Consider the following 26996-nt stretch of genomic DNA (forward strand, 5'->3'; position numbering starts at 1 on the left):
CCGGATGCAGGGGCAAGCCTTTTGGTTCCTTTCGGCGCTTGAGAAAGGGACTCGTCCGGGGGGACGAAACCAGAAGCATCCGCAGAACTCGGCAAGCAGCCTGGCTCAGGACGTACTAGCAACACTTAACGCAGACATAGCCAATGAATTCGCCCCTTCTACCGGGCTGTTCCGAAAGTCCGTAACCCGGATGAAATCCGGGAGCGAGGGTGTGGTCATTCCCGGATTGCATCCGGGCTACCGTTCCTGTGTAGAAGGTGAACCGGGCGTCACCCCTCTCCCGTCAGGAAGAGGGGGTGGGGGAGAGGGTTTAGAACTCCACGCTGTAGCTCAGGCTGTAGGTACGGCCACGGCCGTGGTAGTCGAACAGGTCGGCGGGGATGTTGGCGCTGTAGAACACTTGGGCGCGCTGACCCCAGACGGTGGTGTAGTCCTTGTCCAGCAGGTTCTGGATGCCGAAGTTGAGGGTGCCCACCGGCAGGACCTGGCTGCCTAGGAGGTCGAAGGTCGTATAGCCGTCGATCTTGTGGTCGTTGCCATCGAACTGGCCGCTGGCGAGGACGTTGCCGTCGTCGGAGAGGTTGAAGGTACGCACACCCTGCAGGCGCAGGCTGGTGTCGTCGTCACGCCAGCCGACGAAGGCGGTCAGTTTGGAGGGGCTGGCGGCGGTCACGTCCTGTTTCTGCCAGCGGTCGTCGATCTTCTGCTGGGAGCGGATCGCCAGCGCACTGGTGCCCACCTGCCAGTTCTCGGTCAGCCAGTAGTTGGCCTGACCTTCCAGGCCGTAGTTGCGCTTTTTGTTGTCCAACTGCTCCACCAGCAAGGTGGTGCGGTTGTAGGTGATGCTCTTGTCGGACCAGGCATAGAAGGCCGCCAACTGGGCATCCAGGCTGCCGTCGTAGTGGCGCCAGCCAAGTTCCACCTGCTTGGTCTTGATGCCATCGAGGGCCGAGTCCTCGACGTTCACGCCTTTCTGCAGGACCCAATGGCCGTTGACCGGCGCGGCGGAGTAGGTGCCCTGGCCGTAGTACTTGGCCGGGTCGGGCAGTTCGAAGCCTTCGGAGTAGTTGGCCCAGACCTGCTGGGCCTTATTCAGCTTGTAGACGGCACCGAAGTTGTAGAGGTCGACCTGGTAGTCCTTCTCGCCACCGGGAATGGCGTCGGCGCTGGTGCCGTTGCCCTTGCTGATCTGGATCTGCTGGGCCGCCGCGACGAAGTCGCCGACATCGTTGTTGGTGCGCTGGCGACGCACGCCACCCGACAGGGTGAGGGCGTCGGTGGCGCGCCAATTGCCCTGGGCGAACAGCGAGTTGCTGTCGGTGTCGATGCCGGGGTAGCGGCCGACCTTGGCGTATTCGTCGGCCACCAGGCCTCCGGTCTGGGCAGCGGTGTCGAGGTCGAACAGGGCCTGGTCTGCGTCGAAGCTCTCGCGCTCTATGTCCGCGCCATAGGTCAGGGTGAAGCGATCCCACTCTTTCACCAGCACGGCTTTCAGGCCGTAGTAGTCGGTGTCCTGCTGGGAGGCGGAGTAATAGGAGCGGGCAGGGTTGATCGCGCCGGTGCCGGTGAAGGCGATGCTCGGGTAGGGCTGGAAGGCCATTTCCTCGCTACGGTAGTAGGCCTGCAGATAGAGGTCGTGGCCGAGCGTTTCGGGGGCGTGGTAGGTGGCGTTGACCTGCTGGCGCTCGGTGCGCGGCTCGCGGTCGAAGCTGGCGCCACCTTCGATCTCGAAGGGCTCCAGGCCGCGCAGGCCACGGAAGTTGCGGCCGAGGTCGACGCCCTTGTCACCGTCGTAACCGGAGTCGTACCACTGGGCGCCCAGGCTCAGGCTGTGGCCGTTGGCGAAGGCGAAGTCGAGGCTGCCCATGACATCCACCGACTGGTTGTACTGCAGGTCGGTCTGGGTGATGTCGAGCATCACCTGGTCGCCGCTGCCGTCGTAGGCGGCGCCATTCTTCTGGTAGGCGACCGAGGCGCGGCCCTTGATCTGCTCACTGCCACCGCTGACGGATTGGGCGACGCGCCAATCGTGGTCCTGGCTGGTCTCGAAGCCGCTGCGCAGGCCCACTTCACTGTTGAAGCGCGCCGGGCCTGACTCGCCCTTTTTGGTGACGATGTTGATGATGCCGCCGGTGGCGCCACCGCCGTAGACCGCGCTGGCGCCGGAGAGCACTTCGATGCGTTCGACGTTGAACGGGTCGATGGAGTCGAACTGGCGGCTGATGCCACGGGAGCTGTTCAAGGAGACGCCGTCGATCATCACCAGGGCGCTACGGCCGCGCATGTTCTGGCCGTAGTTGGTGCGGCCCTGTGGGCCGATGTCGAGGCCGGGAATCAACTGGCCCAGGGCTTCCTTGAAGGGCACACCACCTTTGGTCTGCTCCTGCAGCTGAGGGGCGTCGATGATCCAGACGGTGCCTGGCAGCTCGCTGATGCTGGTCGGCGCGCGGGAGCCGATCACGACCTGGCGATCCACTTCGATGGCCGCGCCGCTGGACTGCAGGCTGTAGCCGCCATCCTGGGCCACGGCCTGCAGGCCGCTACCGGCCAGCAGTTGGCGCAGGCCCTCGTCGACGCCGTACTGACCGTGCAGTCCCTGGGTCTGGCGGCCCGCGGTCAGCTCGGGGCTGAAGGACAGCAGCACGCCGGCTTCGCGACCGAACTGATTGAGCGCCAACTCCAGCGGGCCTGCGGGAATGTCGAAGGCCTGGAGCTGGCTTTCGGCGCTGATTTCCTGGCTGGCGGCAATGGTCGGCGCGGGCAGGACTGCAGCCAGGCCCAGGCCCAGCATCAGGGCGCGGGCAAGGGGCGTGCGGGGGAGGGTGCGAAGGCGTTGCGGGGACTGCATGGCGGCGTCTCGTCGGTAAAAAGGAAGGGTCTCTGCCTGCCTTGTCACGCGAGATCGAAAAAAAGGCTCAGCTTTCGCAAAAAAAATAAATGGTTTCGCCGTGTCGGCCCTTGCGTAGGGTGGATGTCGCTTTTCACATCCACCAACGGAGCCCGATCGAGCCTCGAACGGTGGACCGATGAAGCGTGGTCCACCCTACGAACTACGAATGCATGAACGCGCGGCTTTGTAGGATGGCGTGGAGCGCAGCGATACCCATAGCTTCGGTACTTCGTCATCAGCTCGTGGCGCGCGGATGTACCTTGACCCAGTAACGCGTCAGGCTGTGCACCTCCACCGGCAGCGCCTTGGGCAGCATGGCGAGAATGCGTTCGGTGTTGTCCAGCGGGTAACTGCCGGAGATCAGCAGCCCGGCCACCTGTGGGTCGCAGCCGAGGTGGCCGCGACGGTAGCGGCCCAGTTCGGCAAGGAAGTCGTCCAGGCGCATATGGCTGGCAACCAGCATGCCCTGGGTCCAGGCCATGTTGTCTTCGCTGGCGCTTCTCGGTGGACCGATGCGCGTCGGCGAGAGGTTGGCCTGCTGGCCGGGCAGCAGCGACTGGCTCTGACCGTCGGCCAGCAGATCGGCGTTGCCATCGAACAGGCTGACCCGACTGCTGCGTTCGAGGATGCGCACGTTGAGGCGGCCACCACGGCTTTCGATCAGCCCCTGAGGCGTGTGGATGCGCAGCGGACGTGAGTCGCTGACGGCATCGACGAGGATTTCCCCCTGGCGCATCTCGATCAGTCGTTGTCTGGCATCGAAGCGGATATCCACAGCGCTGGCGGTGTTCAGTTCCAGGCGCGAGCCATCGGCCAAATTGAGCGCTCGGCGTTCGCCGATACCGGTGGCCTCGTCACTGCGCAGGGCCAGCAGGGGTGCGCTGTCGCGCAGGTTGATCGCACCACCGCCCACCAGGACGCAGAGCACCAGGAGTTTCAGGGCCTCGCGGCGGCTGCGGCGGGCGGGGGCGCCCAAGGCTGCCAGGGTCAGCGGCGTGTCCAGACCTCGCAGGCCAAGGTTGATCGCCTCGATACGCTGCCAGGCGCGTTCATGTTCGGCGTCGGCGCTGCGCCAGTCCTGCCAGGCCCGGCGACGCTGTTCGCTGACTTCGCCACTCTGCAATTCCACCAGCCATTCGACCGCCTGCTCGGCAACGGCCGGGGCGATTCGGCTGCGGTCCACGACAGAGAGGTTCATCTCAGAAGCTCTCCGCGAAGTAGCAGCGCTGGGCTGCCTTGACCATGTGGCGCTTGACGGTGGAGAGGGAAATGTCGAGCTGTTCGGCGATTTCGGCGTAGGTCATGCCGTCCACCTGGGCCAGCAGGAATACCTTCTTCGCCACGGCTGGCAGGCCGTCCAGCAGGCGGTCCAGCTCCACCAGGGTTTCCAGGATGATGGCGCGTTCCTCTTCGCTCGGGGCCAGGGCTTCCGGTTGCGCGGCGAGGGCTTCGAGGTAGGCGCGCTCGATGTCCTGGCGGCGGTAGTGGTTGGCCAGTACGCGCCTGGCCACTGTGGTGAGGAAGGCGCGGGGCTCCAGGATCACGGGTTTTTCCCGTGCCAGCAGCACGCGCAGGAAGGTGTCATGGGCGAGATCGGCGGCATTCTGTGGGCAGCCCAGGCGACGGCGCAGCCAGCCCGTCAGCCAACCATGGTGGTCACTGTAGAGCTTGTGCAGGGATTCGGCCGGCGGAGGCGGAAGGGCGTCGGCACCGTGATTCAAGAGCAAGACTCGGAAGCAAATGGGAATGTTTCGCATTCTATAGCTACCGGCCGGAGTTCAGCAATAATCTGAATATCAGTGTGAATTTTCCGCGTTTGTTTTAGGAAAGCTGGAACCGGAAAACACGTTCCGTGGTCAACTGGCCACAATATCTGGAGAAACCACCATGCTCTCGCGTCCTTGCAACCGTCGTCTCGCTTCCTGCCTGATTGCCAGCCAGTTCCTCTTCCTCGCCCAGATGCCCCTGGCCCAGGCCGCTATGATCGGCACCCCCCAGGCCCTGCAGGAGCAGCAGTTGCCGCAGCAGCAACCGGTGGACCAGGCACAACTGCGCGCCATGCTCGACGACAAGCAGGTGCAGCAGAAGCTCGAATCCCTTGGCGTACCGCGTGAACAGGTGGAAGCGCGAATCGCCAGCCTGACACCGGCCGAACTGCAGCAGTTCAACCAGCGCCTGGAGCAGGAACCGGCCGGTGGCTGGGTGGGCATCATCGTGCTGTTCCTGGTGATCTTCATCATCACCGACATGCTCTGCGCCACGGACATCTTCAGCTTCATCAAGTGCATCAACTGATGCGGTTCTGGCTTGCCTTGCTGACGCTGGCACTTGCGGGCTGTGCCGGGCAGCAACCCATGCTGTCACCGCACAGCGATCGACTGCCGCAACGGGTGGAGCTGACCCAGACGCCGTTCTACCCGCAGGAGATCTACCAGTGCGGTCCGGCGGCCCTGGCTACGTTGCTGGTGCAGCGCGGAGTGCAGACCTCGCCTGAGGCGCTGGCGCCGAAGGTCTATCTGCCCGCCAGGCAGGGCAGCCTGAAGCTGGAACTGGTGGCCGCCGCGCGTCAGCACGGCATGCTGGTCTACCCGCTGCAGCCAAGCCTGGATGCGCTGTTGGCACAGGTGGCGGCCGGTAATCCGGTGCTGGTAATGCAGAACCTCGGCCTGGACTGGCTGCCGCGTTGGCACTTTGCGGTGGTGGTGGGTTTCGATCGCAGCAAGGATGAACTGGTGCTGCGTTCCGGCACCGAGAAACGCTGGGTCACCGACCTGCGCAGCTTCGACCGCACCTGGCAGCGCGCCGAGCGTTGGGCCGTGGTGACGGTCCCTGCGGACCAGCTACCGGCAGAGGCGCAGCTGGAACCCTGGCTCAAGGCCGCCAGTGACCTGGAGGAAACCGCCCAGCGCCCGGTGGCTGAGCGTGCCTACCGCACCGCTGCCGAACACTGGCCGAAGGAGCCGTTACCGCTCTTCGCCCTGGCCAACGCACGCTATGCCGATGGCGATCGCGACGGTGCCGAGCGTGCCTTGCGTGAAAGCCTGAGGCGCAAGCCGGACTACGCGCTGGGCTGGTTCAACCTCTCCGAGGTGCTCAACGAGAAAGGCTGTACGGCCCAGGCCAGTCAAGCGCGGGCCTGCGCTCGCCAACTGGCACCCCATGATTCGCGGTTGGCGGCGTCCCTGGCCGCAGGGGCCGCGATCAAGGGGCATTGCGAGGCGTTGCCGGTGTGTGGGGAAGGGGCCGCGATTCGCGAATGAGTTCGCTCACTCATCGTGCATCGGTGGCCCTTGCAGAACACCGGTGCAAGCCATCCTCCGAACCGGTCACTTGCCGGGCTTCGCGTACTTCGGCCTGATTCAGAGTCCACAAAAAAGGCGCCAAATGGCGCCTTTTCGTGGCTGATGCACTCAGGGGCGGATCTCGATCAGGGTGCCGTCTTTCACCAGGCTCCAGATTTCGCGCATGTCCGAGTTCCTCATGGCGATGCAGCCTTCGGTCCAGTCCAGCGTATGGAAGTACCACTCCGGGTATTCCTCATCCAGCGGGGTGCCGTGGATCATGATCATGCCGCCCGGTGATACGCCCTTTTCCCGGGCCTTGGCGGCATCGCGGGCGTTGGGGTAGGAGATGTGCATGGAGAGGTTGAACTTGTCGCTGGTCTTGCGCCAGTCAATCCAGTAGAAGCCTTCCGGGGTGCGCTGGTCGCCTTCGCGCAGCTTGGCACCGAGCGGTTGCTTGCCAAGCGAGATGCGGTAGGTCTTGAGAATGTCACCGCGATTCATCAGCAGCAGCTTGCGCTCCGATTTCACCACCATGACCTTGTCGATGGCTTTGCCACCCAGCGTCGGCGTGGTGCTCGCCTGGGCGAGAGCCGAAAGGCTCATGATTAATACGACTAGCAACCAGCGCATCGGCACAACATCCCCACAGTGTTCAAGTAAGCAGATTAGCGGTCAGGCTTTTTTGTAGTAGGCCAGCAACGGTGCCAAGGGCTCGTTGCGCACCGGGAAGACCTGCCCGGTACGGTCAGCGAAATAACATTCTAAGGTACGGCCTACCGTGGGAAAAGCCAGCTCCGACCAGGGAATATCCCGTTCGTGGAAAAGGCGTACTTCCAGGCTTTCGTCACCGGCTGCGAAGTCCAGGTCTACCAGTTCGGCGCGGAAGAAGGTGTACACCTGGCTGATGTGCGGCAGATCGAACAGGGTATAGAGGCTGAGGTTGCGCACCCGCGCGCAGGCTTCTTCGAGGGTTTCGCGGGTGGCGGCCTGTTCCATGGTCTCGCCGTTCTCCATGAAACCGGCGGGTAGCGTCCAGTACCCCTTGCGCGGGTCGATGGCGCGACGGCAGAGCAGCACCTGCTGCTCCCACACTGGCAGGCAGCCGGCGACGATGCGCGGATTCTGGTAATGGATGGTGTGGCAGCGCTCGCATACATAGCGCAGGCGGTTATCGCCTTCGGGAATGCGCTGGGCGACCAGGCCGCCGCACTGGCTGCAGAATTTCATCGGGGTTCCTCTGGTTCAGGCGCTCATCTTGGCGCGGCATGGTGTCGCACGGCAAGCGGTGTACAGGGCAAACCAAAGGTGGTGAATGGTGCGGCCGGTCGGCGCGGGGCTTGGGCGTCCCCAAGGTTCGTGCCATGATGCCCGGCAGTCGAGAACAATGAGAAAGTCCATGCTGGATGACCTGCTCCGTCGTGTGCAGAGCTACTCCCCGAGAACCTTGGAGACCGATCACGACTTCCCCGAAGCGGCTGTGCTGGTGCCCATCACGCGCAGCGACGAGCCCGAACTCGTCCTGACCCTGCGCGCCAGTGGGCTGTCCACTCACGGCGGTGAAGTCGCCTTTCCTGGTGGCCGTCGCGATCCCGAAGACCCCGACCTGATCCGCACCGCCCTGCGTGAAGCGGAAGAAGAAGTCGGTCTGCCTCCGGGGTTGGTGGAGGTCATCGGCCCGCTCAGCACCCTGGTCTCTCGTCATGGCATCAAGGTCACGCCTTTTGTGGGGCTGGTTCCGGACTTCGTCCAGTACAAGGCCAACGACGGTGAGATCGACTCGGTCTTCAGCGTGCCGCTGGAATTCTTCCGTGACGACCCCCGGCAGGTGACCCACCGCATCGACTACCTCGGCAGCAGTTGGTACGTGCCCAGCTACCAGTATGGCGAATACAAGATCTGGGGCCTGACCGCGATCATGGTCGTCGAACTGGTCAACCTGGTGTACGACGCCCGGATCGACATGACCCGTGCGCCCGAAAGCTTCATAAAACTCAAATAAGCCCTTCCGAGGAGCGCCTGATGAAATACCGCCTTGGAACCGCCCAGGTCGAAGCCCACCCCGACAGTTGGGCCGCCCCCAATGCCACCCTGGTCGGCAAGGTCCGCCTTGATGCCGGTGCCAGCGTCTGGTTCGGTGCCGTGCTGCGCGGCGACAACGAACTGATCCACATCGGTGAGAACAGCAACGTCCAGGATGGCACTGTGATGCACACCGACATGGGCTACCCGCTGAACATTGGCCGCTCCGTCACCATCGGTCACAACGCCATGCTGCACGGCTGCTCGGTGGGAGACTTCAGCCTGATTGGCATCAACGCCGTGGTCCTCAACGGCGCGAAGATCGGCAAGTACTGCATCATCGGCGCCAATGCGCTGATTCCCGAAGGCAAGGAAATCCCCGACGGCTCACTGGTCATGGGCTCCCCCGGCAAGGTGGTGCGAGAGCTGACCGAGCAACAGAAGAAGATGCTCGAGGCCAGTGCCGCTCACTATGTACACAACGCCCAGCGCTATGCGCGCGACCTGTCGGAGCAGGACGATTGATGGACGCCGAACGCCCCGTCCGCTCGCCCTGTGTGCAGGTCTGTGTGCTGGATGACCATGACATCTGCAGCGGCTGCCAGCGCACCGCCGATGAAATCACCCGCTGGGGCCGCATGGACAATGCCGAACGCCGCGAGGTCCTGGTGCGCTGTTTCGAGCGTGCCAAGGCCAGTGGCCTGTTCATGACGTCCCCGACCCAGGCCTCTTGACTCCCCGAGGAAACGACATGCCCCGTATTGGAACCCCCTTGTCGCCCAGCGCGACCCGTGTACTGCTGTGCGGCTCCGGCGAGCTCGGCAAGGAGGTGGTGATCGAACTCCAGCGCCTCGGCTGCGAAGTGATTGCCGTTGACCGCTATGCGGATGCCCCCGCCATGCAAGTGGCCCATCGCAGCCATGTGATCAGCATGCTGGATGGTGCCGCCCTGCGTGCGGTGATCGAGCAGGAAAAACCGCACTACATCGTGCCGGAGATCGAAGCCATCGCCACTGCGACCCTGGTCGAGCTGGAAGCTGAAGGCTTCACCGTGGTGCCTACCGCTCGCGCCGCCCAACTGACCATGAACCGGGAAGGCATCCGTCGTCTCGCGGCTGAGGAGCTGGGCGTCCCCACTTCGCCCTATCATTTCGCCGACAGCTTCGAAGACTACCGTGCCGCTGTGGCCAGCGTTGGCTACCCCTGCGTGGTCAAACCGATCATGAGTTCCTCCGGCAAGGGCCAGTCGGTGCTGAAGTCCGACGCTGACCTCCAGACGGCCTGGGACTATGCCCAGGAAGGTGGTCGCGCCGGCAAGGGGCGGGTGATAGTCGAGGGCTTCATCGATTTCGACTACGAAATCACCTTGCTCACCGTGCGCCACGTCGGCGGTACCAGCTTCTGTGCGCCCATCGGCCACCGCCAGGTGAAGGGGGACTACCACGAGTCCTGGCAACCCCAGGCCATGAGCCCGAAGGCCCTGGCCGAATCGGAGCGCATTGCCCAGGCAGTGACCGAGGCCCTGGGGGGGCGCGGTCTCTTTGGTGTCGAATTGTTCATCAAGGGCGATCAGGTGTGGTTCAGCGAGGTTTCTCCGCGTCCGCATGACACCGGTCTGGTGACCCTGATCTCCCAGGACCTGTCCGAATTCGCCCTGCATGCGCGCGCCATCCTCGGTCTGCCGATCCCGGCAATCCGCCAGGTGGGGCCGTCCGCTTCGGCGGTGATCCTGGTCGAAGGCACGTCCAGCCAAGTCAGCTTCGGCAACCTGGGTGCCGCCCTCAGCGAACCGGATACCGCCCTTCGCCTGTTCGGCAAGCCGGAAGTAGGCGGCCAGCGCCGCATGGGTGTGGCCCTGGCGCGGGACGAATCCACTGACCTGGCGCGGGCCAAGGCGACCCGTTCGGCCCAAGCGGTAGACGTCCAGCTGTGATTCGCCTGGCCGGGCTGTGCTGGTGGGTAGCGGCGCTGCCGCTGCTGCCCCTGGCGCTGCCCATGGCTGTGCATACCCGCCGTACCGCCCTGCGCCTGGCGCCTGCCGCCGGGCCTGAGAGCGGTCTTGCCGGGGGCGGGCTCGAGGGCGCGCCCCTGCGTCTGCTTTTGATTGGTGAGTCTACTGTCGCCGGTGTCGGTGCCTCCTGCCTGGACTTCGCCCTGCCCGGGCAACTGGCCGCTGCGCTGGCGTCGCGTCTGGGCCGCCCCGTGGCCTGGCGGGCCTGTGGCGAGAATGGCATCACCGCGGGCGAAGCCCGGAAGCGACTGTTGCCGCAGGTGGCGGAGGAACCGGTCGATCTGGTGCTGCTGGTCTTCGGCGTCAACGACACCACGCATTTCAGTTCCAGCCGCAGCTGGCTGGCATCCCAGCAGGCGCTGGCTCGCCATTTCGTCGAGCGAGGTGCGCAGGTTGCGTTTGCCGGCGTGCCGCCCTTGCAGTATTTCAGTGCCTTGCCCTGGCTGCTGCGTCATTTGCTGGGATGGCGGGCGCGCCTGCTGGACTGGCAGTTGCGAGCGCTCGCGATGCGCGAAGGGCTGGCGTGCTGTGCTACGCGCCTGGAGATGCGCCCGGATTACCTGGCGCTGGATGGCTACCATCCGTCGTCGCTGGGCTATCGCGTCTGGGGTGAGTCTCTGGCGGACTGGATGGTCGGCAGGGTCGGGGAGGGCGGGGAAATCCCCGGTCCGCCACGGAGGCTGGCGCAGGTAGCTGCTAGGCCTTTGGCATAAGCCCGGCGCGCCAGGCGAGTACGCGCTGTACCCGGTTTTCGCTGGATTGGAGGATTTCCAGGCGGTAGGGGCCGACTTTCAGGCACACGCTACAGTCGGGAATCTGCTCGAGTGCTTCGGTGATCAGGCCGTTGAGGGTCTTGGGGCCGTCGCACGGTAGGTGCCAGCCGAGCACCCGGTTCAGTTCGCGCAGGTGCAGCGCGCCGTCCAGCTCGTAACGGCCATCGTCGCGGGGCTGGATGCCGGGGTTGGGGGCGAAGTCTTCCAGGCTGCCAAACTCGCCGACCAGCTCCTGAAAAATGTCCTCCAGGCTGACCAGCCCTACCACGTCACCGTACTCGTCGACCACGATGCCAAGACGGCGCTTCTGCTTCTGGAAGTTCACCAGTTGGGTCAGCAGCGGCGTGCTTTCGGGTACGAAATAGGTTTCTCGGCTCACGGCCATCAGTTGCTCGGCACTGGTTGGGCCTTCGGTCAACAGGCGTGGCAGTTGGCGCAGGTGGAGAATGCCTTCGATTTGATTGATGTCTTCGCGATAGAGCGGCAGGCGGGTGTGGGTGGCGTTCTGCAACTGCACCAGGAGTTCGTCCGGCGTTGCGTCCAGGTCGATGCCCTGGATTTCACTGCGGGGAATCATGATGGAGCTGACGGTAACCCGTTGCAGCGCATCGGCCACCGCCACCGGCAGGCGGGATTGTGGCTGGATCTCGACGCCATGACGGCGTCGCGTCGCCAGCCAGGCGACCAGCGCGCCGGCTACCAGGGAGAGGGTGATTCCGAGGAGAAGGCCGGCGAGCAGTCCGTGCATGGGATGGTCAGACGTGGAGGATGAATTCGCGGACCAGCTTGCTGCCGAAGTACGCCAGCATCAGCAGGCAGAAACCTGCCAGGGTCCAGCGGATGGCCTTGTGCCCGCGCCAGCCGAGCTGGTGGCGGCCCCACAGCAGGACGCCAAACACGACCCAGGCGATGCAGGAAAGGATGGTCTTGTGTGCCAGGTGCTGGGCGAACAGGTTCTCGACGAACACCCAGCCGGAGATCAGCGACAGCGACAGCAGGCACCAGCCGGCCCAGAGGAATCCGAACAACAGGCTTTCCATCGTTTGCAGGGCCGGGAAATTCTTGATCAGCCCGGACGGGTGCTTGTGCTTGAGTTGGTGGTCCTGTAACAGCAGCAGCAGCGCCTGGAACACTGCCATGGTCAGCAGGCCATAGGCCAGGATCGACAGCAGGATATGGGCGAGAATGCCGGGTTCTTCATTGATGGCCTGGGACGTGCCGCCTGGCACCAGCGCCGCTGCCAGCACCGTCAGGGCGCCGAGCGGTAGCAGCAGGAGCAGCAGGTTTTCGATGGGAATCCGCGCGATGGCCACAATGGTCAGCAGGATCACCGCTGCGGCGATCAGGCTGGCTGCGTTGAAAAAATCTAGATAGAGCCCGACCGGCGTCAGCAACTGGAGGAAAAGCGCGGTGCAATGGGCGAACAGGGCCACGCCGCCACCGATGATAAGCAGGCGCTTGTCCGGCGTGGTGCGCTGGCTAAGGCGAAGGCCCTGGTAACCAGTAGTGCCCGCATAGAGGAATGCAGCCAGGAGGCTGGGCAGCAGAGGGTGCATAAGTCCTTGTAAGGCAAGCCCGAAAGGCAGTGAGTGTGGCATACAAGGCTTGCCGGTGAAAGACCGCTGGCGGTGTCGGCAATGCCGAGTCTTCGTTATACTCCGCCGCCTGCCGCAAGCTCAGCCGGGGCTCACGAGAGCCCGAAAGGAACGCGCATGTTTGAAAACCTTACCGACCGCCTCTCACAGACGCTGCGCCATGTCACCGGCAAGGCGAAACTGACCGAGGACAACATCAAGGACACCCTGCGCGAGGTGCGCATGGCTCTGCTCGAGGCCGACGTCGCCCTTCCGGTGGTGAAGGACTTCGTTGCCAAGATCAAGGACCGTGCGGTCGGTACCGAGGTTTCCAAGAGCCTGACCCCTGGCCAGGCCTTCGTGAAGATTGTCCAGGCCGAACTGGTCGAGCTGATGGGCGCTGCCAACGAGGACCTGGCGCTGAATGCCGCTCCACCGGCGGTGATCCTGATGGCCGGTCTGCAGGGTGCGGGCAAGACCACCACCGTGGGCAAGCTGTCGCGCTTCCTTAAAGAGCGCAAGAAGAAGTCGGTGCTGGTGGTTTCTGCGGACGTCTACCGTCCGGCGGCTATTAAACAGTTGGAAACCCTGGCCAATGACATTGGCGTCACCTTCTTCCCTTCCGATACCAGCCAGAAGCCGGTGGATATCGCTGAGGCGGCGATCCGCGAAGCCAAGCTGAAGTTCATTGACGTCGTCATCGTCGACACCGCAGGCCGTCTGCACGTCGACACCGAGATGATGGACGAGATCAAACAGGTCCACGCCGCGATCAAACCGGTAGAAACCCTGTTCGTGGTCGATGCCATGACCGGTCAGGACGCCGCCAACACCGCCAAGGCCTTCAACGATGCCCTGCCGCTGACCGGCGTGGTGCTGACCAAGGTCGATGGTGACGCCCGTGGTGGTGCCGCGCTCTCCGTACGCGCCATTACCGGCAAGCCGATCAAGTTCCTCGGCATGGGCGAGAAGACCGAAGCGCTCGACCCCTTCCACCCGGACCGCGTGGCCTCTCGCATCCTCGGCATGGGCGATGTGCTCAGCCTGATCGAGCAGGCCGAGCAGACCATGGATCGCGAGAAGGCCGAGAAGCTCGCGAAGAAGATCAAGAAGGGCAAGGGTTTCGACCTCGAGGACTTCCGCGATCAGCTGCAGCAGATGAAGAACATGGGCGGCCTCGGCGGCCTGATGGACAAGCTGCCGATGCTCGGCGGCGTCAACCTGTCTCAGATGGGCAACGCGCAGAACGCCGCCGAGAAGCAGTTCAAGCAGATGGAGGCGATCATCAACTCCATGACACCTGCCGAGCGTCGCGACCCGGAAGTGATCAGCGGTTCGCGCAAACGCCGCATCGCGCTGGGCTCCGGCACCCAGGTGCAGGACGTCGGGCGTCTCATCAAGCAGCACAAGCAGATGCAGAAAATGATGAAGAAGGTCACCGCCAAGGGCGGCATGGCCAAGATGATGCGCGGTATGGGCAGCATGTTCCCCGGCGGCATGCCGAAGATGTGAGCCCCGGCCGCCGACCAGCGGCCAGCAAAAAGAGATTTGCAATCGGCCGGATAATCCTTAGAATATGCGGCCTTTCGGGCCCATGGCCCATGTGTGTGCATTGCTTGAAAAGCACCGACTATAGGAACGAAGTTCAATGGTAACCATCCGTCTTGCCCGTGGCGGCTCCAAGAAGCGCCCCTTCTACCACCTGACCGTGACCAACAGCCGCAATGCGCGCGATGGTCGCTTCGTAGAGCGTATCGGCTTCTTCAATCCGGTCGCCACCGGTGCAGAAGTGAAGCTCTCCGTAAACCAGGAGCGCGTCAGCTACTGGCTGAGCCAGGGCGCCCAGCCGTCTGAGCGTGTTGCTCAGCTGCTGAAGGAAGCTGCCAAGGCTGCTGCCTAAGCATCTTTATGAGCACGACGCCGGCTCCCGCCGATGAACTGATCGTTCTCGGCAAGATTTTCTCGGTGCATGGCGTACGTGGCGAGGTGAAGGTCTACTCCTTCACCGATCCGCTGGATAACGTGCTCGATTACCGCCGTTGGACGCTCAAGCGTGACAACGAGGTAAAGCAGGTCGAAGTCGTCAGCGGACGCGTACACGGCAAGGTCCTGGTGGTAAGGCTGAAAGGGTTGGACGATCGCGAAATCGCTCGTACCTACGCAGGATTCGAAATCTGTGTCCCTTGCAGCGAACTGCCGGAGCTCGACGAAGACGAGTTCTACTGGCATCAGTTGGAAGGTCTCAATGTGATCAATCAGGACGGGCACTTGCTCGGTCGAATCGATCACCTGCTGGAGACCGGTGCCAACGATGTGATGGTGGTCAAGCCCTGCGCTGGCAGCCTCGATGATCGTGAGCGCCTGCTGCCCTATACGGAGCAGTGCGTGCTGTCGATCGATCTGGACGCTGGCGAGATCCGGGTGGAGTGGGACGTTGATTTCTGAGGGGCCTGACATGAAAAGCATGCAGGTCGAAGTTATCAGCATCTTCCCCGAAATGTTCGCCGCCATCAGCGAGTACGGCATTACCAGCCGCGCGGTGAAGCAGGGGCTGCTCAAGCTCAACTGCTGGAATCCACGGAGCTTCACGGAGGACCGCCACCAGACGGTGGATGATCGGCCCTTCGGCGGCGGCCCGGGCATGGTGATGAAGATTCAACCTCTGGAGCGGGCTCTGGCAGCAGCCAAGGCAGCGACAGGGGATCGAGCGAAGGTTATCTACCTCTCGCCGCAAGGGCGCCAGCTGAAGCAGGCAGCCGTGCGCGAGCTGGTGAATGAGGAGGCTTTGATCCTCATTGCCGGGCGCTACGAAGGCATTGACGAACGCTTCATTGAAGAGCACGTCGATGAGGAATGGTCGATCGGGGACTACGTCCTGTCCGGCGGTGAGCTGCCGGCCATGGTGCTGATCGATGCGGTGACGCGGTTGCTGCCCGGAGCGCTGGGCCACGCGGACTCCGCCGAGGAGGATTCCTTTACGGATGGCCTGCTCGATTGCCCGCATTACACCCGACCGGAGTTGTATGCAGGCAAGCGTGTTCCTGAGGTGCTGCTCAGCGGCAACCACGAACACATCCGGCGATGGCGTTTGCAGCAGGCGCTTGGGCGCACCTGGGAACGTCGGGCTGATCTTCTGGATTGCCGCTCGCTTTCTGGAGAAGAGAAAAAGCTGCTGGAGGAATACATCCGCCAGCGGGACGATAGTTAACGTATCGATGGCACGCCCAGAAGGCCTGCCTTAGGAGCATAGCGATGACCAACAAGATCATTCAGCAACTCGAAGCTGAACAAATGAATAAAGAGATTCCGGCTTTCGCCCCGGGCGACACCGTAATCGTTCAAGTTAAAGTGAAGGAAGGCGACCGTTCGCGTCTGCAGGCCTTCGAAGGTGTGGTCATCGCCAAGCGTAACCGCGGCCTGAACAGCGCTTTCACCGTGCGCAAGATCTCCAACGGCGTAGGCGTTGAGCGTACTTTCCAGACCTACTCCCCGCTGGTTGACAGCCTGAGCGTCAAGCGTCGCGGTGACGTGCGCAAAGCCAAGCTGTACTACCTCCGCGACCTGTCCGGCAAGGCAGCTCGTATCAAGGAAAAGCTGGCCTAATCGCCGCGGCTTTCCCGAAAGACCCGCCCAGGTTCGCCTCGGCGGGTTTTTTGTTGGCCGTGGGAAGGGGATAATCCGCTTCCCGCTGGTGCCGCCAGCCGGGAGCAACGGCCCATCCGGCAGGGCACAGAAGAACGACAAGAGTCGCCGCATGCGTGGCAGCCACATGGGTTCGATTCAGGTAGTAGTGGCATGACCCCGAGAGAGCAAGAAATCGCCTGCAGGACCGAGCTGTCCGAGAGCCGGGTGACCAAGGCGGTATTCCCGTCCAGCACCAACCATCACAACACCCTGTTCGGCGGTACTGCCCTGGCCTGGATGGACGAAGTGTCCTTCATTACCGCCACGCGCTTCTGCCGTTTGCCGCTGGTGACTGTTTCCAGTGACCGAATCGACTTCAAGCATCCGATCCCGGCAGGCTCCATCGTCGAGTTGGTGGGGCGTGTGGTGAAGGTGGGCAACACCAGCCTCAAGGTGGAGGTCGAGGTGTTCGTCGAGGACATGTACAGCGCCTCCCGCGAAAAGGCCATTACCGGACTGTTCAGCTTCGTCGCCATCGACGCGGAGAAGCGCCCGGTGCAGGTTCTGCCAGACCATCCCCAGGCCGCCAGCGCCGCATGAATGCAAAAGGCACCCACAGGGTGCCTTTTTAGTATCCCGCCGGGTTCAGTTGCGCATACTGATCTTCAGCGATGCCTGGGACAGGTCGATGTTGTTCAGTGTCAGGCTGCCGAAACTCTGGTCCTGTGGCGCGCCTTCGACGCGAATGTTGTCCAAGCGCAGTTCGCCGATGGAGCTGGGTAGTCGCACATTCACGGAGCCGTCCGGGTTGACCATTGAGGTCATCTTGCTGGTGTCGTAAACCACGTCTTTCATCGAGGTTTCCGCATCCAGGCTATCCAGCACCGGCATCACCAGCTTTGCCAAGTGCTTTACCGCCCCCAACCCGTCGCCGCTTTCTGCCTGAAGAAACAGGCCCTGCAACACATCGTCCAGGCCCTGGGCGCTGACGTTGCTCATTTCCAGGTCTGTCAGCGGTCGCAAGCCCTGCGGGGTTTCCTGGCGGCTGATACTGGCGGGCGGCTGTAGGCGCTGGATGTCCGCGCTGGCCATCTGGAAGGGGCTCATCAACGCTGCCACGAGGGTAGCCGCCAGACGCAGATTGCTCTGCTTCTTCAGGGCCTTGGTCAGTTGCTTCTGGGATAGCAGGCCTTGCGCTATCAGTACTTCACCCAGCCGCAACTTGCTGGTGAGTTGCATCTTGATCGCGGCATCCAGCTCCTGGGAGGTGATCAGACCCTTGTTGATGAGGATCTGTCCCAGGCGGGAATTCATTTGGTTGGCCATGTTCCGGTACCGGCAATGGGTGATAGCAAGATGAAATCATCCACGGCCAGCCCGATCCTGTCACCAGACTTAGGATAGGCTGGCCATGCCGCTTGTCAGTGTGTTTGCACCAGTGTGCGATCGGCGGTAACACCGGGTTGCGCTTCAGTTTCGATCAGGGACACCAGCGTCCAGTCCTTCTCCGGTGTGAAGTCCAGCGGCTGCCCTGCCAGATGCGTCCAGCCCCGCGGATCCAGGGCCAGCAGCAGGGTGGCGCGATCGCCGTGCAGGGCCTGGTACTCGCTCCAGCCGAAGGTCGCGGTCAAGGTGGTGGTGCGCACGTCAGCGCCCTTGGACAGGTAGCTGGCGAACTGCGGATAGGTCAGTGGCTGGTTGCCCAGGGGGCGGCCGCGTACCGTTTCGCTGGTGCGGTGCTTGTCGCTGCGCCGGCTTTCGTTGCCGCTGGGCAGCGTGAATCGGCGCTGGGCACTGAAATCGTGGCGGAAGTGCATGCAGGCCAGGGCATTCAGTTCGCTGGACGGGGAGAGTGCCAGCAGGTGGCCGAGACCTACCAGGTCCAGGTGTGCCTCGGCGTGTTGCGATGTCGGATTGCCAAAGTAGGTCGGCAGGTTGTCCATGCGCGCGGCGCGGATGTTCTCCCAACTGGAGTCGGTGAGCAGCACGCGGATGTCCAGATTCTGCAGGGCCCTGCCCACCTCACGGGCTACCGGGTTGGCGCCGATGATTAGAAAACCCGATGGCGCCGGTTCGGCGACGTTCAGCAGTCGTGCCAGCGGTCGGGAGGTTGCGCTTTGCAGCACCACGGTGCCGATGATCACCAGGAAGGTCAGGGGCACCAGCAGTTGCGCCTGTTCGTGGCCCGCTTCCATCAGGCGCAGGGAGAAGATCGCGGACACCGCCGCCGCGACTATGCCGCGCGGCGCGATCCAGGCCAGCAGCGCGCGCTCCCGCCAGTTCAGGCCGGAACCCAGCGTACTGATGGCGACATTTAACGGGCGTGCCACGAACTGGATCACCGCCAGCAACAGCAGGGTAGCCGGGCCCATGGCCACCAGGGCAGCAAAATCCAGACGTGCGGCAAGCAGGATGAACAGCCCGGAAATCAGCAAGACGCTGAGGTTTTCCTTGAAGTGCAGGATTTGTCGCACGTCCACGCCACGCATGTTGGCCAGGCCCATGCCCATGACGGTTACCGCCAGCAGGCCGGACTCATGCACCAGCAGGTTGGCGCCGATGAATACCCCCAGCACTGCAGCCAGTGCCGCGAGGTTCTGCAAGTATTCCGGCAGCCAGTGACGTCGCAGTACCAGGCCGAACAGCCAGCCGCCAGCCGCACCCAGCCCGGTGCCGCTAGCGATCACCGCGGTAAAAGTCCAAAGGCTGGCGCTCCAGCCGCCGTCGTCGCGACTGACAATGAAGCTGAATACTACGACCGCCAGCAAGGCACCGATGGGATCGATGACAATGCCTTCCCAGCGCAGGATGTTGGCGATCGAGGACCGTGGCCGCACCACGCGCAGCATCGGGACGATGACGGTGGGCCCGGTGACCAGTGTCAGGGTGCCGAACAGCAGTGACAGCTCCCAGGAGAAGCCCAGCAGCCAGTGAGTGGCAACGGCGATCACCGCCCAGGTGCTCAATGCGCCGACCGTGACCATGCGCCGGACAACGGTGCCGATTTCCCGCCATTCGGAGAAGTGCAGGGTAAGGCTGCCTTCGAAGAGGATCAGCGCTACCGACAGGGAAATCAGTGGGAATAGCAGCGGGCCGAACAGTGCCTGCGGGTCCAGCAGGCCGGTAGCCGGCCCCGCGAGAATGCCCGCCAGCAGCAGGAAGAGGATGGCCGGTAGCCGCAGGCGCCATGCCAGCCACTGGCAGAACAGCGCGGCTGCGCCGATGCCACCCAGACCTAGCAGAATATGGTGTTCGCTCATCAAGACTCCTTGTCGGGGATGAAATCGGTTTACGCCCGTGGAAGACTAGCGCGTCTCACACGCCAAGCAGTCTGCCATGCCCGCCCTGGATCACCTTCTGATTGACCGCTTCCTCGACGCCCTCTGGCTGGAAAAAGGCCTGTCCGAGCATACGCGTTCGGCTTATCGCAGCGATCTCGCACATTTCAACGGCTGGCTCGATGAACGCGGCCTGGCGCTGGACAAGGCCGGACGCGACCTGATCCTCGACCACCTCGCCTGGCGCCTGGAACAAGGCTACAAGGCGCGCTCCACCGCGCGCTTCCTCTCTGGCCTGCGCGGTTTCTACCGCTTCCTCCTGCGGGAGAACCTGATCCTCGAAGACCCGACCTTGCAGATCGACCTGCCGCAACTGGGGCGTCCCTTGCCCAAGTCGCTGTCCGAGGCCGATGTGGAGGCGCTGCTGGAAGCGCCGGAGCTGGAAGATCCGATCGGCCTGCGCGACCGCGCCATGCTCGAAGTCCTCTACGCCTGTGGCCTGCGTGTCACCGAACTGGTGAGCCTGACCCTGGAACAGGTCAACCTGCGCCAGGGCGTACTGAAGGTGTTCGGCAAGGGCAGCAAGGAGCGCCTGGTTCCCCTGGGCGAGGAGGCCATTGCCTGGCTTGAGCGTTACCAGCGTGAGGCGCGGCCCTTCCTCCTCGACGGCAAGCCCAGCGACGTGCTGTTCCCCAGCCTGCGTGGCGAGCAAATGACCCGCCAGACCTTCTGGCACCGCATCAAGCACCAGGCCCAGGTCGCCGGCATCAGCAAGTCACTGTCACCGCACACACTGCGCCACGCCTTTGCCACCCACCTGCTCAATCACGGCGCCGATCTGCGCGTGGTGCAGATGCTGCTTGGCCACAGCGACTTGTCCACCACGCAGATTTACACCCACATCGCCCAGGCCCGTCTGCAGGAGCTGCATGCACGCCACCACCCACGGGGTTGAACCAGGCAGAGGCACCACGACATGGATGTCATGCACAGGTCCCGGTTCTCATGCATGCGTCGCTTCCGTCCGACGAATTCCCCGGCCGATCTCCGACAACGGCCGCCGGGCGTCCGACATCTGTGCGCCGGGGCTTCTGTGTTAGGCTTGAACGATTTCCGTACGTCCGCTGCTCGACAGGAGTATCCATGCGCGTGACCCGTCTTATCGCCGGCCTGGCCCTCGGCCTTGCCAGCACCATCAGCCTCGCCGACGACCCGGACCAGGCCATCCGCAAGACCCTCGACGCCCTGGAGCTCGGCTTGCCCATCGAATCCATCGGTGAAAGCCCGATGACCGGCATCTACCAGGTCCAGCTCAAGGGCGGCCGCATGCTCTACACCAGCGCCGACGGTCAGTACCTGATGCAGGGCTACCTGTACCACGTGCAGAACGGCAAGCCGGTGAACCTTACCGAGCAGGCCGAGAGCCGCTCCATCGCCAAGGAAATCAACGCCATCCCTGCCGGCGAGATGGTGGTGTTCTCGCCCAAGGAGCCCGCCAAGGCCCATATCACCGTGTTCACCGACACCGATTGCGGCTACTGCCAGAAGCTGCACAGCGAAGTGCCGGAGCTGAACCGCCGCGGTATCGAAGTGCGTTACGTCGCCTTCCCGCGCCAGGGTATCGGCAGCCACGGCTACAACAGCCTGGTCAGCGTCTGGTGCAGCAAGGACCGCCAGGCTGCGATGAACAAGGCCAAGTCCAGTGAGGAGCTTCCTGCCGCGACCTGTGATAACCCGGTGGCCAAGCAGTTTGAACTGGGCCAACTGATCGGCGTCAACGGCACCCCGGCTATCGTGCTGGGCAATGGCCAGATGATTCCGGGCTATCAGCCGGCTCCGCAACTGGCGAAGCTGGCCCTTGAGGCCAAGTAATCCGGGCACCTGCCTCGATTGACCAATATTCAGCCGCTTCGTAAAGTGCGGCTCTTTTCCTCGGCCGGGACTCTTCCGGCCGCTTTCGCAGTGATGATGGGGAGTTCAGCGTGAAGCCGGTAAAAGTAGGCATCTGTGGCCTTGGGACCGTCGGTGGCGGCACCTTCAACGTACTCAAACGCAACGCCGAGGAGATTGCCCGCCGTGCCGGGCGTGGAATCGAAGTTGCCCAGATTGCCGCTCGTCGTCCCAACCCGAAGTGTGATACCGGCGCTACCCCCATCACCGCCGACATCTTCGACGTGGTCAACAACCCGGAAATCGACATCGTCATCGAGCTGATCGGTGGCTACACCCAGGCTCGCGAGCTGGTCATGAAGGCCATCGAGAACGGCAAGCACGTCGTTACCGCCAACAAGGCGCTGATCGCCGTGCACGGCAACGAAATCTTCGCCAAGGCCCGCGAGAAGGGCGTCATGGTTGCCTTCGAAGCCGCCGTGGCCGGCGGCATCCCGGTGATCAAGGCGATCCGCGAAGGCCTCTCCGCCAACCGCATCAACTGGCTGGCCGGCATCATCAACGGCACCGGCAACTTCATCCTCACCGAAATGCGTGAGAAGGGCCGTGCCTTCGAAGACGTGCTCAAAGAAGCCCAGGCGCTGGGCTACGCCGAAGCCGATCCAACCTTCGACGTCGAAGGCATCGATGCCGCCCACAAGCTGACCATCCTTGCCTCCATTGCCTTCGGTATCCCGCTGCAGTTCGACAAGGCCTACACCGAGGGTATCTCCAAGCTGACCAGTGCCGACGTGAACTACGCCGAAGCCCTGGGCTATCGCATCAAGCACCTGGGCGTGGCGCGTCGCACCGACAGCGGTTTCGAGCTGCGCGTGCATCCGACCCTGATCCCGGCCGACCGCCTGATCGCCAATGTCAACGGCGTGATGAACGCCGTGATGGTCAACGGTGACGCTGCTGGCAGCACCCTGTACTACGGCGCTGGCGCCGGCATGGAGGCCACCGCGTCTGCCGTGGTCGCCGACGTCGTGGACGTGGTTCGCGCGCTGACCACCGACCCGGAGAACCATGTGCCGCACCTGGCGTTCCAGCCGGACTCGCTGTCCGACCACCCGATCCTGCCGATCGAAGCCTGTGAGAGCGCCTACTACCTGCGCATCCAGGCCAAGGACCACCCGGGTGTGCTGGCACAAGTCGCGTCCATCCTGTCGGAGCGTGGCATCAACATCGAATCCATCATGCAGAAAGAAGTCGAAGAGCAGGACGGCCTGGTGCCGATGATCCTGGTTACCCACCGGGTCGTCGAGGCGCGCGTCAACGACGCCATCGCCGCGCTGGAAGCTCTGGAAGACGTGGTAGGCAGCGTAGTGCGCATCCGCGTCGAGCAACTGAACTAAGCAGCCGCCGGGCCCCGGTGCCGTCGCGAGGGGCGATCCCCCGGAGCGACGCACCGACCCCGGCCGCTCGAAACCAAGGTTTTAAGACATGCGCTATATCAGTACCCGCGGCCAGGCTCCGGCCCTGAACTTCGAAGACGTGCTGCTGGCTGGCCTGGCCAGTGACGGCGGCCTCTACGTCCCGGAAAACCTGCCGCGCTTCACCCAGGAAGAAATCGCCTCCTGGGCCGGCCTGCCGTATCACGAACTGGCTTTCCGTGTGATGCGCCCCTTCGTGGCCGGCAGCATTGCCGATGCCGACTTCAAAAAGATCCTCGAGGAAACCTACGGCGTCTTCGCCCACAACGCCGTGGCGCCGCTGCGCCAGTTGAACGGCAACGAGTGGGTGCTGGAGCTGTTCCACGGCCCGACCCTGGCGTTCAAGGACTTCGCCCTGCAACTGCTGGGTCGCCTGCTCGACCACGTGCTGAGCAAGCGCGGCGAGCGCGTGGTGATCATGGGCGCCACCTCCGGTGACACCGGCTCGGCCGCCATCGAAGGCTGCAAGGCCTGCGAGCACGTCGATATCTTCATCATGCACCCGCACAACCGTGTGTCCGAGGTGCAGCGCCGCCAGATGACCACCATCCTCGGCGACAACATCCATAACATCGCGGTCGAGGGCAACTTCGACGACTGCCAGGAGATGGTCAAGGCGAGCTTCGCCGACCAGGGCTTCCTCAAGGGCACCCGCCTGGTAGCGGTCAACTCGATCAACTGGGCGCGGATCATGGCCCAGATCGTCTACTACTTCCACGCGGCCCTGCAGCTGGGCGGCCCGGCGCGTTCCGTGGCGTTCTCCGTGCCCACCGGCAACTTCGGCGACATCTTCGCCGGCTACCTGGCGCGCAACATGGGCCTGCCGATCAGCCAGCTGATCGTCGCCACCAACCGCAACGACATCCTGCACCGCTTCATGAGCGGCAATCAGTACGTCAAGGACACCCTGCACCCGACCCTGTCGCCGTCCATGGACATCATGGTGTCGTCCAACTTCGAGCGCCTGCTGTTCGACCTGCACGGTCGTAACGGTGCTGCTATCGCCAACCTGATGGATACCTTCAAGCAGGGTGGCGGCTTCAGCGTCGAGGAAGACCGCTGGACCGAAGCGCGCAAGCTGTTCGATTCGCTGGCCGTGGATGACGCAGCCACCTGCGAAACCATCGCCGAGGTGTACAAGGAGTGCGGCGAGCTGTTGGACCCGCACACCGCGATTGGCGTTCGCGCCGCCCGCGAATGCCGCCGCAGCCTAGCGATCCCGATGGTCACCCTGGGCACTGCCCATCCGGTCAAATTCCCGGAAGCGGTGGAGAAGGCCGGCGTTGGCCTGGCCCCGGCACTGCCGTCGCACCTCGCCGATCTGTTCCAGCGCGAGGAACGTTGCACCGTGCTGCCGAACGACCTGAAGCAGATCCAGGCCTTCGTCAGCCAGCATGGCAACCGCGGCAAGCCGCTGTAAGCCAGAGCGCCTGAAACGAAAAGGCCGGCTCCCGAAAGGGGCCGGCCTTTTTCATTGCCGCACGGAATGGGAGGGAAAACTGTGGGGGCGAATTCATTCGCTAAGGGCAGCGCAGCTGACCCCTGACGATCCGAATGGCAGGCCTTCGGCCTGCTCAGCGAATGAATTCGCCCCCACAAGGAAAGGCAGCGCGGCGTTCATCAAATCGCCCCATCTCCTTTCAACGCCGCCACCTGCTCGGCGCTGTAGCCCAGCCCCGCCAGCACTTCGCTGTTGTGTTCCCCCAGCTCCGGGCCGATCCATTCGGTCGAGCCGGGGGTATCGGAGAGCTTGGGTACGATCCCCGGCATCTTGAACGGCTTGCCATCAGGCAGCTTCGCCGAGAGGAACATTTCGCGGGCGAGGAATTGCGGGTCGGCGAACATGTCCTCGGCGGAGAAGATACGGCTGGCCGGCACTTCGGCGCGATTGAGCACCGCCAGTACCTCCCCCAGCGACAGCCCACCCACCCAGCGGTCGATTACCCCATAGAGTTCATCGCGACGGGCGTCACGGCCGTCGTTGCTGGCCAGCTGTGGATCGTTGGCGAGGTCCTCGCGGCCGATGGCGAGCATGAAACGCTTGAAGATGGCATCGCCGTTGGCGCCGATCTGCACATGACGGCCGTCGGCGGCGGTGTGGATGGAGGAGGGAGTGATACCCGGCATGATGTTGCCGGTGCGTTCGCGGATGAAACCGAAGACATCGAACTCCGGCACCATGCTTTCCATCATCGCGAACACCGCCTCGTAGAGTGCCACATCCACCACTTGCCCCTGTCCGCCGTTCACCTCGCGGTGGCGCAGCGCCATGAGCGCGCCGATAACGCCCCAGAGCGCGGCGATGGAGTCGCCGATGGAAATCCCGGTGCGCACGGGCGGACGATCCTCGAAGCCGGTGATGTAGCGCAGCCCGCCCATGGACTCACCGACTGCACCGAATCCTGGCTGGTCTTTGTAGGGGCCACTCTGGCCGAACCCGGACAGTCGCACCATCACCAGCTTCGGGTTCAGGGCGTGGATGACGTCCCAGCCCAGCCCCAGCTTCTCCAGCACACCGGGGCGGAAGTTCTCGATCAGGATGTCCGCGTCGGCCAGCAGCCGCTTGAGGATTTCCTGGCCGTCGGGGTGCTTGAGGTTCAGCGTCAGCGACTTCTTGTTGCGTGCCTGCACGAACCACCAGAGCGAGGTGCCCTCGTAGAGTTTGCGCCACTTGCGCAACGGATCACCGCCGTCGGGGGATTCGATCTTGATGACTTCGGCACCGAATTCGGCGCACAGGCGGGAGGCGAAAGGGCCGGCGATCAGGGTGCCGAGCTCAATCACCTTGAGGCCGGCGAGGGGTTTGGCGGGGGCGTTCATCGGGTTATCCATGGGCCAGGCAATGGCGGCGACTCTACCCCGTGGGGCCGATAGCGAACAGTCCGGTTTGCCGCTGGCGCACCTTTCCGGGCCGACTTAAAGTGCTTGCAGGACCCACATTCTCGCGCGCCGACCGCCATGCCAACACGCTTCGCAACTGCCTGCCACTTGTCGCCCGGTTCGCGCCGGGAGGGGGGCTTATGCAGCTGAATGTCCCCACTCTGGTGCTGGTGGATATCTACGTCCTCGCCCTGGTGGGGCTGCTCATGCTGCACGCTTGGCGCCGTGGCCGCCGCGAGCCGACCCTCGGCTACCTGGCCGCCATGCTGTTGCTTGGCGCCGTGGGCACCGTGCTGGGCAGCTTGCGCGGCATGGGCATGGATTTCGTCCCCTTGGTGCTGGGCAACCTGGTGCTGCATGTCTGTGCGGCCATGAACTGGACTGCCATGCGCGTGTTCGTTGGGCGTCAGCCGCATCTGCCGGGCATCTGCGCGGGTGCCGTGATCTGGGCGGTGCTCTGCCTCAACCCGGCCTTCTACGAATCCCTCATGGTAAGGGTGGCGGTCAGTTCTCTGATCACAGTCTGCTATTGCGGGCTGAGTGCCTACGAGCTCTGGCGCAGCCGCGCAAGCCTTGAAGTGGCCTACATGCCGGCTTTGGCACTGACCCTGTTCCACATGGTCTTCTACAGCGTGCGCATCGTGGTCGACCGTGGCATGCCCTTCGAGCAGGCGGTCGCGAGCTCCGGGCAAGGCACCAGCTTCTTCTCCCTGCTGGTGTTCGAAACCCTGCTCTACGCCATCGGTATCGCCTTCGTCACCCTGGCCATGGTCAAGGAACGTGCCGAACTGAAGTTCCGCGCAGCCGCCTATTGCGACCCGCTCACCGGCGTCGGCAACCGTCGCGCCTTCATGGCCACGGGCGAGTACCTGGTGGAAAGCTGCGAGCATCGCGGCGAACCGGTGGCTCTGTTGCTCTGCGACCTTGACCATTTCAAGCGTCTCAACGACAGCTATGGCCACGCCACCGGTGACGAAGCCCTGGTGGCCTTCACCCGCGTTGCCGCCGGCAGCATGCGCAAGCAGGACGTGTTCGGCCGCATCGGCGGCGAGGAGTTCGCCTGCCTGCTGGCCGATGCCGACGACGAGGCCGGCGCCCAGGTGGCCGAGCGTATTCGCCGCGAGTTCGCCGAACTGCCGTTCCAGGAGCCGGGTGCCCTCAGCGTCAGCATCGGTATCGTCAGTTCAAAGGAGGCCGGTTACGACCTGTTCCGCCTGCTCTCCCTGGCCGACGATGCCCTCTACGACGCCAAGGACAAGGGCCGCAACCGCATCCAGCGCTACCCCGCCGATTAGCCG

At 63.6% G+C, this 26996-nt stretch carries 27 protein-coding genes and 1 pseudogene; 18 read left to right on the top strand and 10 right to left on the bottom strand.

Annotation, left to right across the window (positions count from 1 at the left end):
- Positions 1-310: 310 nt before the first annotated feature.
- The 3 genes from E8F20_RS04365 to E8F20_RS04375 all read right to left on the bottom strand — a co-directional run bounded on the left by E8F20_RS04365 (position 311) and on the right by E8F20_RS04375 (position 4611).
- Positions 311-2848: a TonB-dependent receptor gene (locus E8F20_RS04365; protein WP_280282609.1), complete on the bottom strand. Its 2538-nt coding sequence runs from the start codon at positions 2846-2848 to the stop codon at positions 311-313.
- Positions 2849-3125: 277 nt separating this feature from the next.
- Positions 3126-4088 (bottom strand): FecR family protein, encoded by a 963-nt coding sequence (locus E8F20_RS04370; RefSeq protein WP_280282610.1) that lies wholly within the window; start codon positions 4086-4088, stop codon positions 3126-3128.
- A 1-nt stretch (position 4089) separates the two neighbouring features.
- Positions 4090-4611 (bottom strand): sigma-70 family RNA polymerase sigma factor, encoded by a 522-nt coding sequence (locus E8F20_RS04375; RefSeq protein ID WP_280282611.1) that lies wholly within the window; start codon positions 4609-4611, stop codon positions 4090-4092.
- Between the two features lie 166 nt (positions 4612-4777).
- On the opposite strand from E8F20_RS04375, the gene E8F20_RS04380 reads away from it, so the two are divergent.
- Complete coding sequence (locus E8F20_RS04380; protein WP_028630284.1) at positions 4778-5185, top strand: PA2779 family protein; 408 nt, start codon at positions 4778-4780, stop codon at positions 5183-5185.
- Positions 5185-6150: a PA2778 family cysteine peptidase gene (locus tag E8F20_RS04385; RefSeq protein WP_280282612.1), complete on the top strand. Its 966-nt coding sequence runs from the start codon at positions 5185-5187 to the stop codon at positions 6148-6150. The genes E8F20_RS04380 and E8F20_RS04385 overlap by 1 nt, the downstream gene beginning before the upstream one ends.
- 150 nt (positions 6151-6300) lie before the next feature.
- On the opposite strand, the gene E8F20_RS04390 is transcribed toward E8F20_RS04385, so the two are convergent.
- Both E8F20_RS04390 and E8F20_RS04395 read right to left on the bottom strand, forming a co-directional pair.
- On the bottom strand, positions 6301-6804 hold the full coding sequence (locus E8F20_RS04390) for a L,D-transpeptidase family protein (RefSeq protein WP_280282613.1): 504 nt from the start codon (positions 6802-6804) through the stop codon (positions 6301-6303).
- A 42-nt stretch (positions 6805-6846) separates the two neighbouring features.
- Entirely contained in the window at positions 6847-7401 is a 555-nt protein-coding gene (locus E8F20_RS04395) for an NUDIX hydrolase (RefSeq protein WP_280282614.1), read from the bottom strand.
- 169 nt (positions 7402-7570) lie between these two features.
- On the opposite strand from E8F20_RS04395, the gene E8F20_RS04400 reads away from it, so the two are divergent.
- Genes E8F20_RS04400 through E8F20_RS04420 form a run of 5 tightly spaced genes read left to right on the top strand, consistent with a single transcriptional unit; the run spans position 7571 to position 10917 of the window.
- A complete protein-coding gene (locus tag E8F20_RS04400) occupies positions 7571-8173 on the top strand; it encodes a CoA pyrophosphatase (protein WP_280282615.1) in 603 nt (200 codons plus the stop codon).
- Between the two features lie 20 nt (positions 8174-8193).
- On the top strand, positions 8194-8718 hold the full coding sequence (locus E8F20_RS04405; RefSeq protein WP_280282616.1) for a gamma carbonic anhydrase family protein: 525 nt from the start codon (positions 8194-8196) through the stop codon (positions 8716-8718).
- Positions 8718-8927, top strand: coding sequence for a DUF1289 domain-containing protein (locus tag E8F20_RS04410; protein ID WP_162144829.1), 210 nt, complete (start codon positions 8718-8720; stop codon positions 8925-8927). The genes E8F20_RS04405 and E8F20_RS04410 overlap by 1 nt, the downstream gene beginning before the upstream one ends.
- 17 nt (positions 8928-8944) lie before the next feature.
- Entirely contained in the window at positions 8945-10126 is a 1182-nt protein-coding gene (gene purT / locus E8F20_RS04415; RefSeq protein ID WP_280282617.1) for a formate-dependent phosphoribosylglycinamide formyltransferase, read from the top strand.
- Positions 10123-10917, top strand: coding sequence for an SGNH/GDSL hydrolase family protein (locus tag E8F20_RS04420; RefSeq protein WP_280282618.1), 795 nt, complete (start codon positions 10123-10125; stop codon positions 10915-10917). Before purT ends, E8F20_RS04420 begins: the two co-directional genes overlap by 4 nt.
- Here the strand turns inward: E8F20_RS04420 and E8F20_RS04425 are convergent.
- Positions 10901-11581: pseudogene (locus E8F20_RS04425) on the bottom strand (transporter associated domain-containing protein); the annotation flags it as partial. The gene E8F20_RS04420 and the pseudogene E8F20_RS04425 sit on opposite strands and share 17 nt — an antisense overlap.
- A gap of 151 nt (positions 11582-11732) precedes the next feature.
- Entirely contained in the window at positions 11733-12533 is an 801-nt protein-coding gene (locus E8F20_RS04430) for an inner membrane protein YpjD (RefSeq protein ID WP_280282619.1), read from the bottom strand.
- Positions 12534-12689: 156 nt separating this feature from the next.
- On the opposite strand from E8F20_RS04430, the gene ffh reads away from it, so the two are divergent.
- From ffh to E8F20_RS04460, 6 genes are all read left to right on the top strand, one after another.
- The gene (gene ffh / locus E8F20_RS04435) at positions 12690-14063 is read left to right on the top strand and encodes a signal recognition particle protein (protein ID WP_028630294.1); all 1374 of its coding nucleotides are present in this window, start codon (positions 12690-12692) and stop codon (positions 14061-14063) included.
- 136 nt (positions 14064-14199) lie between these two features.
- Positions 14200-14451 (top strand): 30S ribosomal protein S16, encoded by a 252-nt coding sequence (gene rpsP / locus E8F20_RS04440; RefSeq protein WP_028630295.1) that lies wholly within the window; start codon positions 14200-14202, stop codon positions 14449-14451.
- 8 nt (positions 14452-14459) lie between these two features.
- Positions 14460-14996, top strand: a complete 537-nt coding sequence (gene rimM, locus E8F20_RS04445; protein WP_280282620.1) for a ribosome maturation factor RimM — start codon at positions 14460-14462, stop codon at positions 14994-14996.
- 10 nt (positions 14997-15006) lie between these two features.
- Complete coding sequence (trmD, locus tag E8F20_RS04450) at positions 15007-15759, top strand: tRNA (guanosine(37)-N1)-methyltransferase TrmD (protein ID WP_280282621.1); 753 nt, start codon at positions 15007-15009, stop codon at positions 15757-15759.
- Between the two features lie 44 nt (positions 15760-15803).
- Positions 15804-16154 (top strand): 50S ribosomal protein L19, encoded by a 351-nt coding sequence (rplS, locus tag E8F20_RS04455; RefSeq protein ID WP_028630298.1) that lies wholly within the window; start codon positions 15804-15806, stop codon positions 16152-16154.
- A 192-nt stretch (positions 16155-16346) separates the two neighbouring features.
- The gene (locus E8F20_RS04460) at positions 16347-16775 is read left to right on the top strand and encodes an acyl-CoA thioesterase (RefSeq protein ID WP_280282622.1); all 429 of its coding nucleotides are present in this window, start codon (positions 16347-16349) and stop codon (positions 16773-16775) included.
- 45 nt (positions 16776-16820) lie between these two features.
- On the opposite strand, the gene E8F20_RS04465 is transcribed toward E8F20_RS04460, so the two are convergent.
- Both E8F20_RS04465 and E8F20_RS04470 read right to left on the bottom strand, forming a co-directional pair.
- Positions 16821-17501 (bottom strand): hypothetical protein, encoded by a 681-nt coding sequence (locus E8F20_RS04465; RefSeq protein ID WP_280282623.1) that lies wholly within the window; start codon positions 17499-17501, stop codon positions 16821-16823.
- Between the two features lie 95 nt (positions 17502-17596).
- Positions 17597-19435: a sodium:proton antiporter gene (locus E8F20_RS04470; protein ID WP_280282624.1), complete on the bottom strand. Its 1839-nt coding sequence runs from the start codon at positions 19433-19435 to the stop codon at positions 17597-17599.
- Between the two features lie 76 nt (positions 19436-19511).
- Here E8F20_RS04470 and xerD point away from each other — a divergent pair, with 76 nt between their 5' ends.
- The 4 genes from xerD to thrC all read left to right on the top strand — a co-directional run bounded on the left by xerD (position 19512) and on the right by thrC (position 24238).
- Positions 19512-20408, top strand: coding sequence for a site-specific tyrosine recombinase XerD (gene xerD / locus E8F20_RS04475; protein ID WP_280282625.1), 897 nt, complete (start codon positions 19512-19514; stop codon positions 20406-20408).
- Positions 20409-20596: 188 nt separating this feature from the next.
- Positions 20597-21325: a thioredoxin fold domain-containing protein gene (locus E8F20_RS04480; protein ID WP_280282626.1), complete on the top strand. Its 729-nt coding sequence runs from the start codon at positions 20597-20599 to the stop codon at positions 21323-21325.
- Between the two features lie 110 nt (positions 21326-21435).
- The gene (locus E8F20_RS04485) at positions 21436-22740 is read left to right on the top strand and encodes a homoserine dehydrogenase (RefSeq protein ID WP_028630304.1); all 1305 of its coding nucleotides are present in this window, start codon (positions 21436-21438) and stop codon (positions 22738-22740) included.
- Between the two features lie 88 nt (positions 22741-22828).
- Positions 22829-24238 carry a threonine synthase gene (gene thrC / locus E8F20_RS04490; protein ID WP_280282627.1) on the top strand — a complete coding sequence of 470 codons (1410 nt, stop codon included), beginning with the start codon at positions 22829-22831 and terminating at the stop codon, positions 24236-24238.
- A 200-nt stretch (positions 24239-24438) separates the two neighbouring features.
- Here the strand turns inward: thrC and E8F20_RS04495 are convergent, their stop codons facing one another.
- Positions 24439-25638 carry a CaiB/BaiF CoA-transferase family protein gene (locus E8F20_RS04495; protein ID WP_280282628.1) on the bottom strand — a complete coding sequence of 400 codons (1200 nt, stop codon included), beginning with the start codon at positions 25636-25638 and terminating at the stop codon, positions 24439-24441.
- A gap of 200 nt (positions 25639-25838) precedes the next feature.
- Between E8F20_RS04495 and E8F20_RS04500 the strand changes: the two genes are divergently transcribed.
- Positions 25839-26993 (top strand): GGDEF domain-containing protein, encoded by a 1155-nt coding sequence (locus E8F20_RS04500; RefSeq protein ID WP_280282629.1) that lies wholly within the window; start codon positions 25839-25841, stop codon positions 26991-26993.
- Positions 26994-26996: the final 3 nt, after the last annotated feature.

This window comes from Pseudomonas sp. BN415 (assembly GCF_029871195.1).
Classification (GTDB): domain Bacteria; phylum Pseudomonadota; class Gammaproteobacteria; order Pseudomonadales; family Pseudomonadaceae; genus Metapseudomonas; species Metapseudomonas resinovorans.

Coding starts and splice junctions, on each gene's coding strand:
- E8F20_RS04430 (WP_280282619.1), bottom strand. CDS start 12,533: ATGCACCCTCTGCTGCCCAGCCTCCTGGCTGCATTCCTCTATGCGGGC.
- E8F20_RS04470 (WP_280282624.1), bottom strand. CDS start 19,435: ATGAGCGAACACCATATTCTGCTAGGTCTGGGTGGCATCGGCGCAGCC.
- E8F20_RS04465 (WP_280282623.1), bottom strand. CDS start 17,501: ATGGCCAACCAAATGAATTCCCGCCTGGGACAGATCCTCATCAACAAG.
- E8F20_RS04370 (WP_280282610.1), bottom strand. CDS start 4,088: ATGAACCTCTCTGTCGTGGACCGCAGCCGAATCGCCCCGGCCGTTGCC.
- E8F20_RS04395 (WP_280282614.1), bottom strand. CDS start 7,401: ATGAAATTCTGCAGCCAGTGCGGCGGCCTGGTCGCCCAGCGCATTCCC.
- ffh (WP_028630294.1), top strand. CDS start 12,690: ATGTTTGAAAACCTTACCGACCGCCTCTCACAGACGCTGCGCCATGTC.
- trmD (WP_280282621.1), top strand. CDS start 15,007: ATGAAAAGCATGCAGGTCGAAGTTATCAGCATCTTCCCCGAAATGTTC.
- purT (WP_280282617.1), top strand. CDS start 8,945: ATGCCCCGTATTGGAACCCCCTTGTCGCCCAGCGCGACCCGTGTACTG.
- E8F20_RS04500 (WP_280282629.1), top strand. CDS start 25,839: ATGCAGCTGAATGTCCCCACTCTGGTGCTGGTGGATATCTACGTCCTC.
- E8F20_RS04365 (WP_280282609.1), bottom strand. CDS start 2,848: ATGCAGTCCCCGCAACGCCTTCGCACCCTCCCCCGCACGCCCCTTGCC.
- rplS (WP_028630298.1), top strand. CDS start 15,804: ATGACCAACAAGATCATTCAGCAACTCGAAGCTGAACAAATGAATAAA.
- E8F20_RS04400 (WP_280282615.1), top strand. CDS start 7,571: ATGCTGGATGACCTGCTCCGTCGTGTGCAGAGCTACTCCCCGAGAACC.
- E8F20_RS04410 (WP_162144829.1), top strand. CDS start 8,718: ATGGACGCCGAACGCCCCGTCCGCTCGCCCTGTGTGCAGGTCTGTGTG.
- E8F20_RS04380 (WP_028630284.1), top strand. CDS start 4,778: ATGCTCTCGCGTCCTTGCAACCGTCGTCTCGCTTCCTGCCTGATTGCC.
- rpsP (WP_028630295.1), top strand. CDS start 14,200: ATGGTAACCATCCGTCTTGCCCGTGGCGGCTCCAAGAAGCGCCCCTTC.
- thrC (WP_280282627.1), top strand. CDS start 22,829: ATGCGCTATATCAGTACCCGCGGCCAGGCTCCGGCCCTGAACTTCGAA.
- E8F20_RS04405 (WP_280282616.1), top strand. CDS start 8,194: ATGAAATACCGCCTTGGAACCGCCCAGGTCGAAGCCCACCCCGACAGT.
- rimM (WP_280282620.1), top strand. CDS start 14,460: ATGAGCACGACGCCGGCTCCCGCCGATGAACTGATCGTTCTCGGCAAG.
- E8F20_RS04495 (WP_280282628.1), bottom strand. CDS start 25,638: ATGAACGCCCCCGCCAAACCCCTCGCCGGCCTCAAGGTGATTGAGCTC.
- E8F20_RS04385 (WP_280282612.1), top strand. CDS start 5,185: ATGCGGTTCTGGCTTGCCTTGCTGACGCTGGCACTTGCGGGCTGTGCC.
- xerD (WP_280282625.1), top strand. CDS start 19,512: ATGCCCGCCCTGGATCACCTTCTGATTGACCGCTTCCTCGACGCCCTC.
- E8F20_RS04480 (WP_280282626.1), top strand. CDS start 20,597: ATGCGCGTGACCCGTCTTATCGCCGGCCTGGCCCTCGGCCTTGCCAGC.
- E8F20_RS04390 (WP_280282613.1), bottom strand. CDS start 6,804: ATGCGCTGGTTGCTAGTCGTATTAATCATGAGCCTTTCGGCTCTCGCC.
- E8F20_RS04460 (WP_280282622.1), top strand. CDS start 16,347: ATGACCCCGAGAGAGCAAGAAATCGCCTGCAGGACCGAGCTGTCCGAG.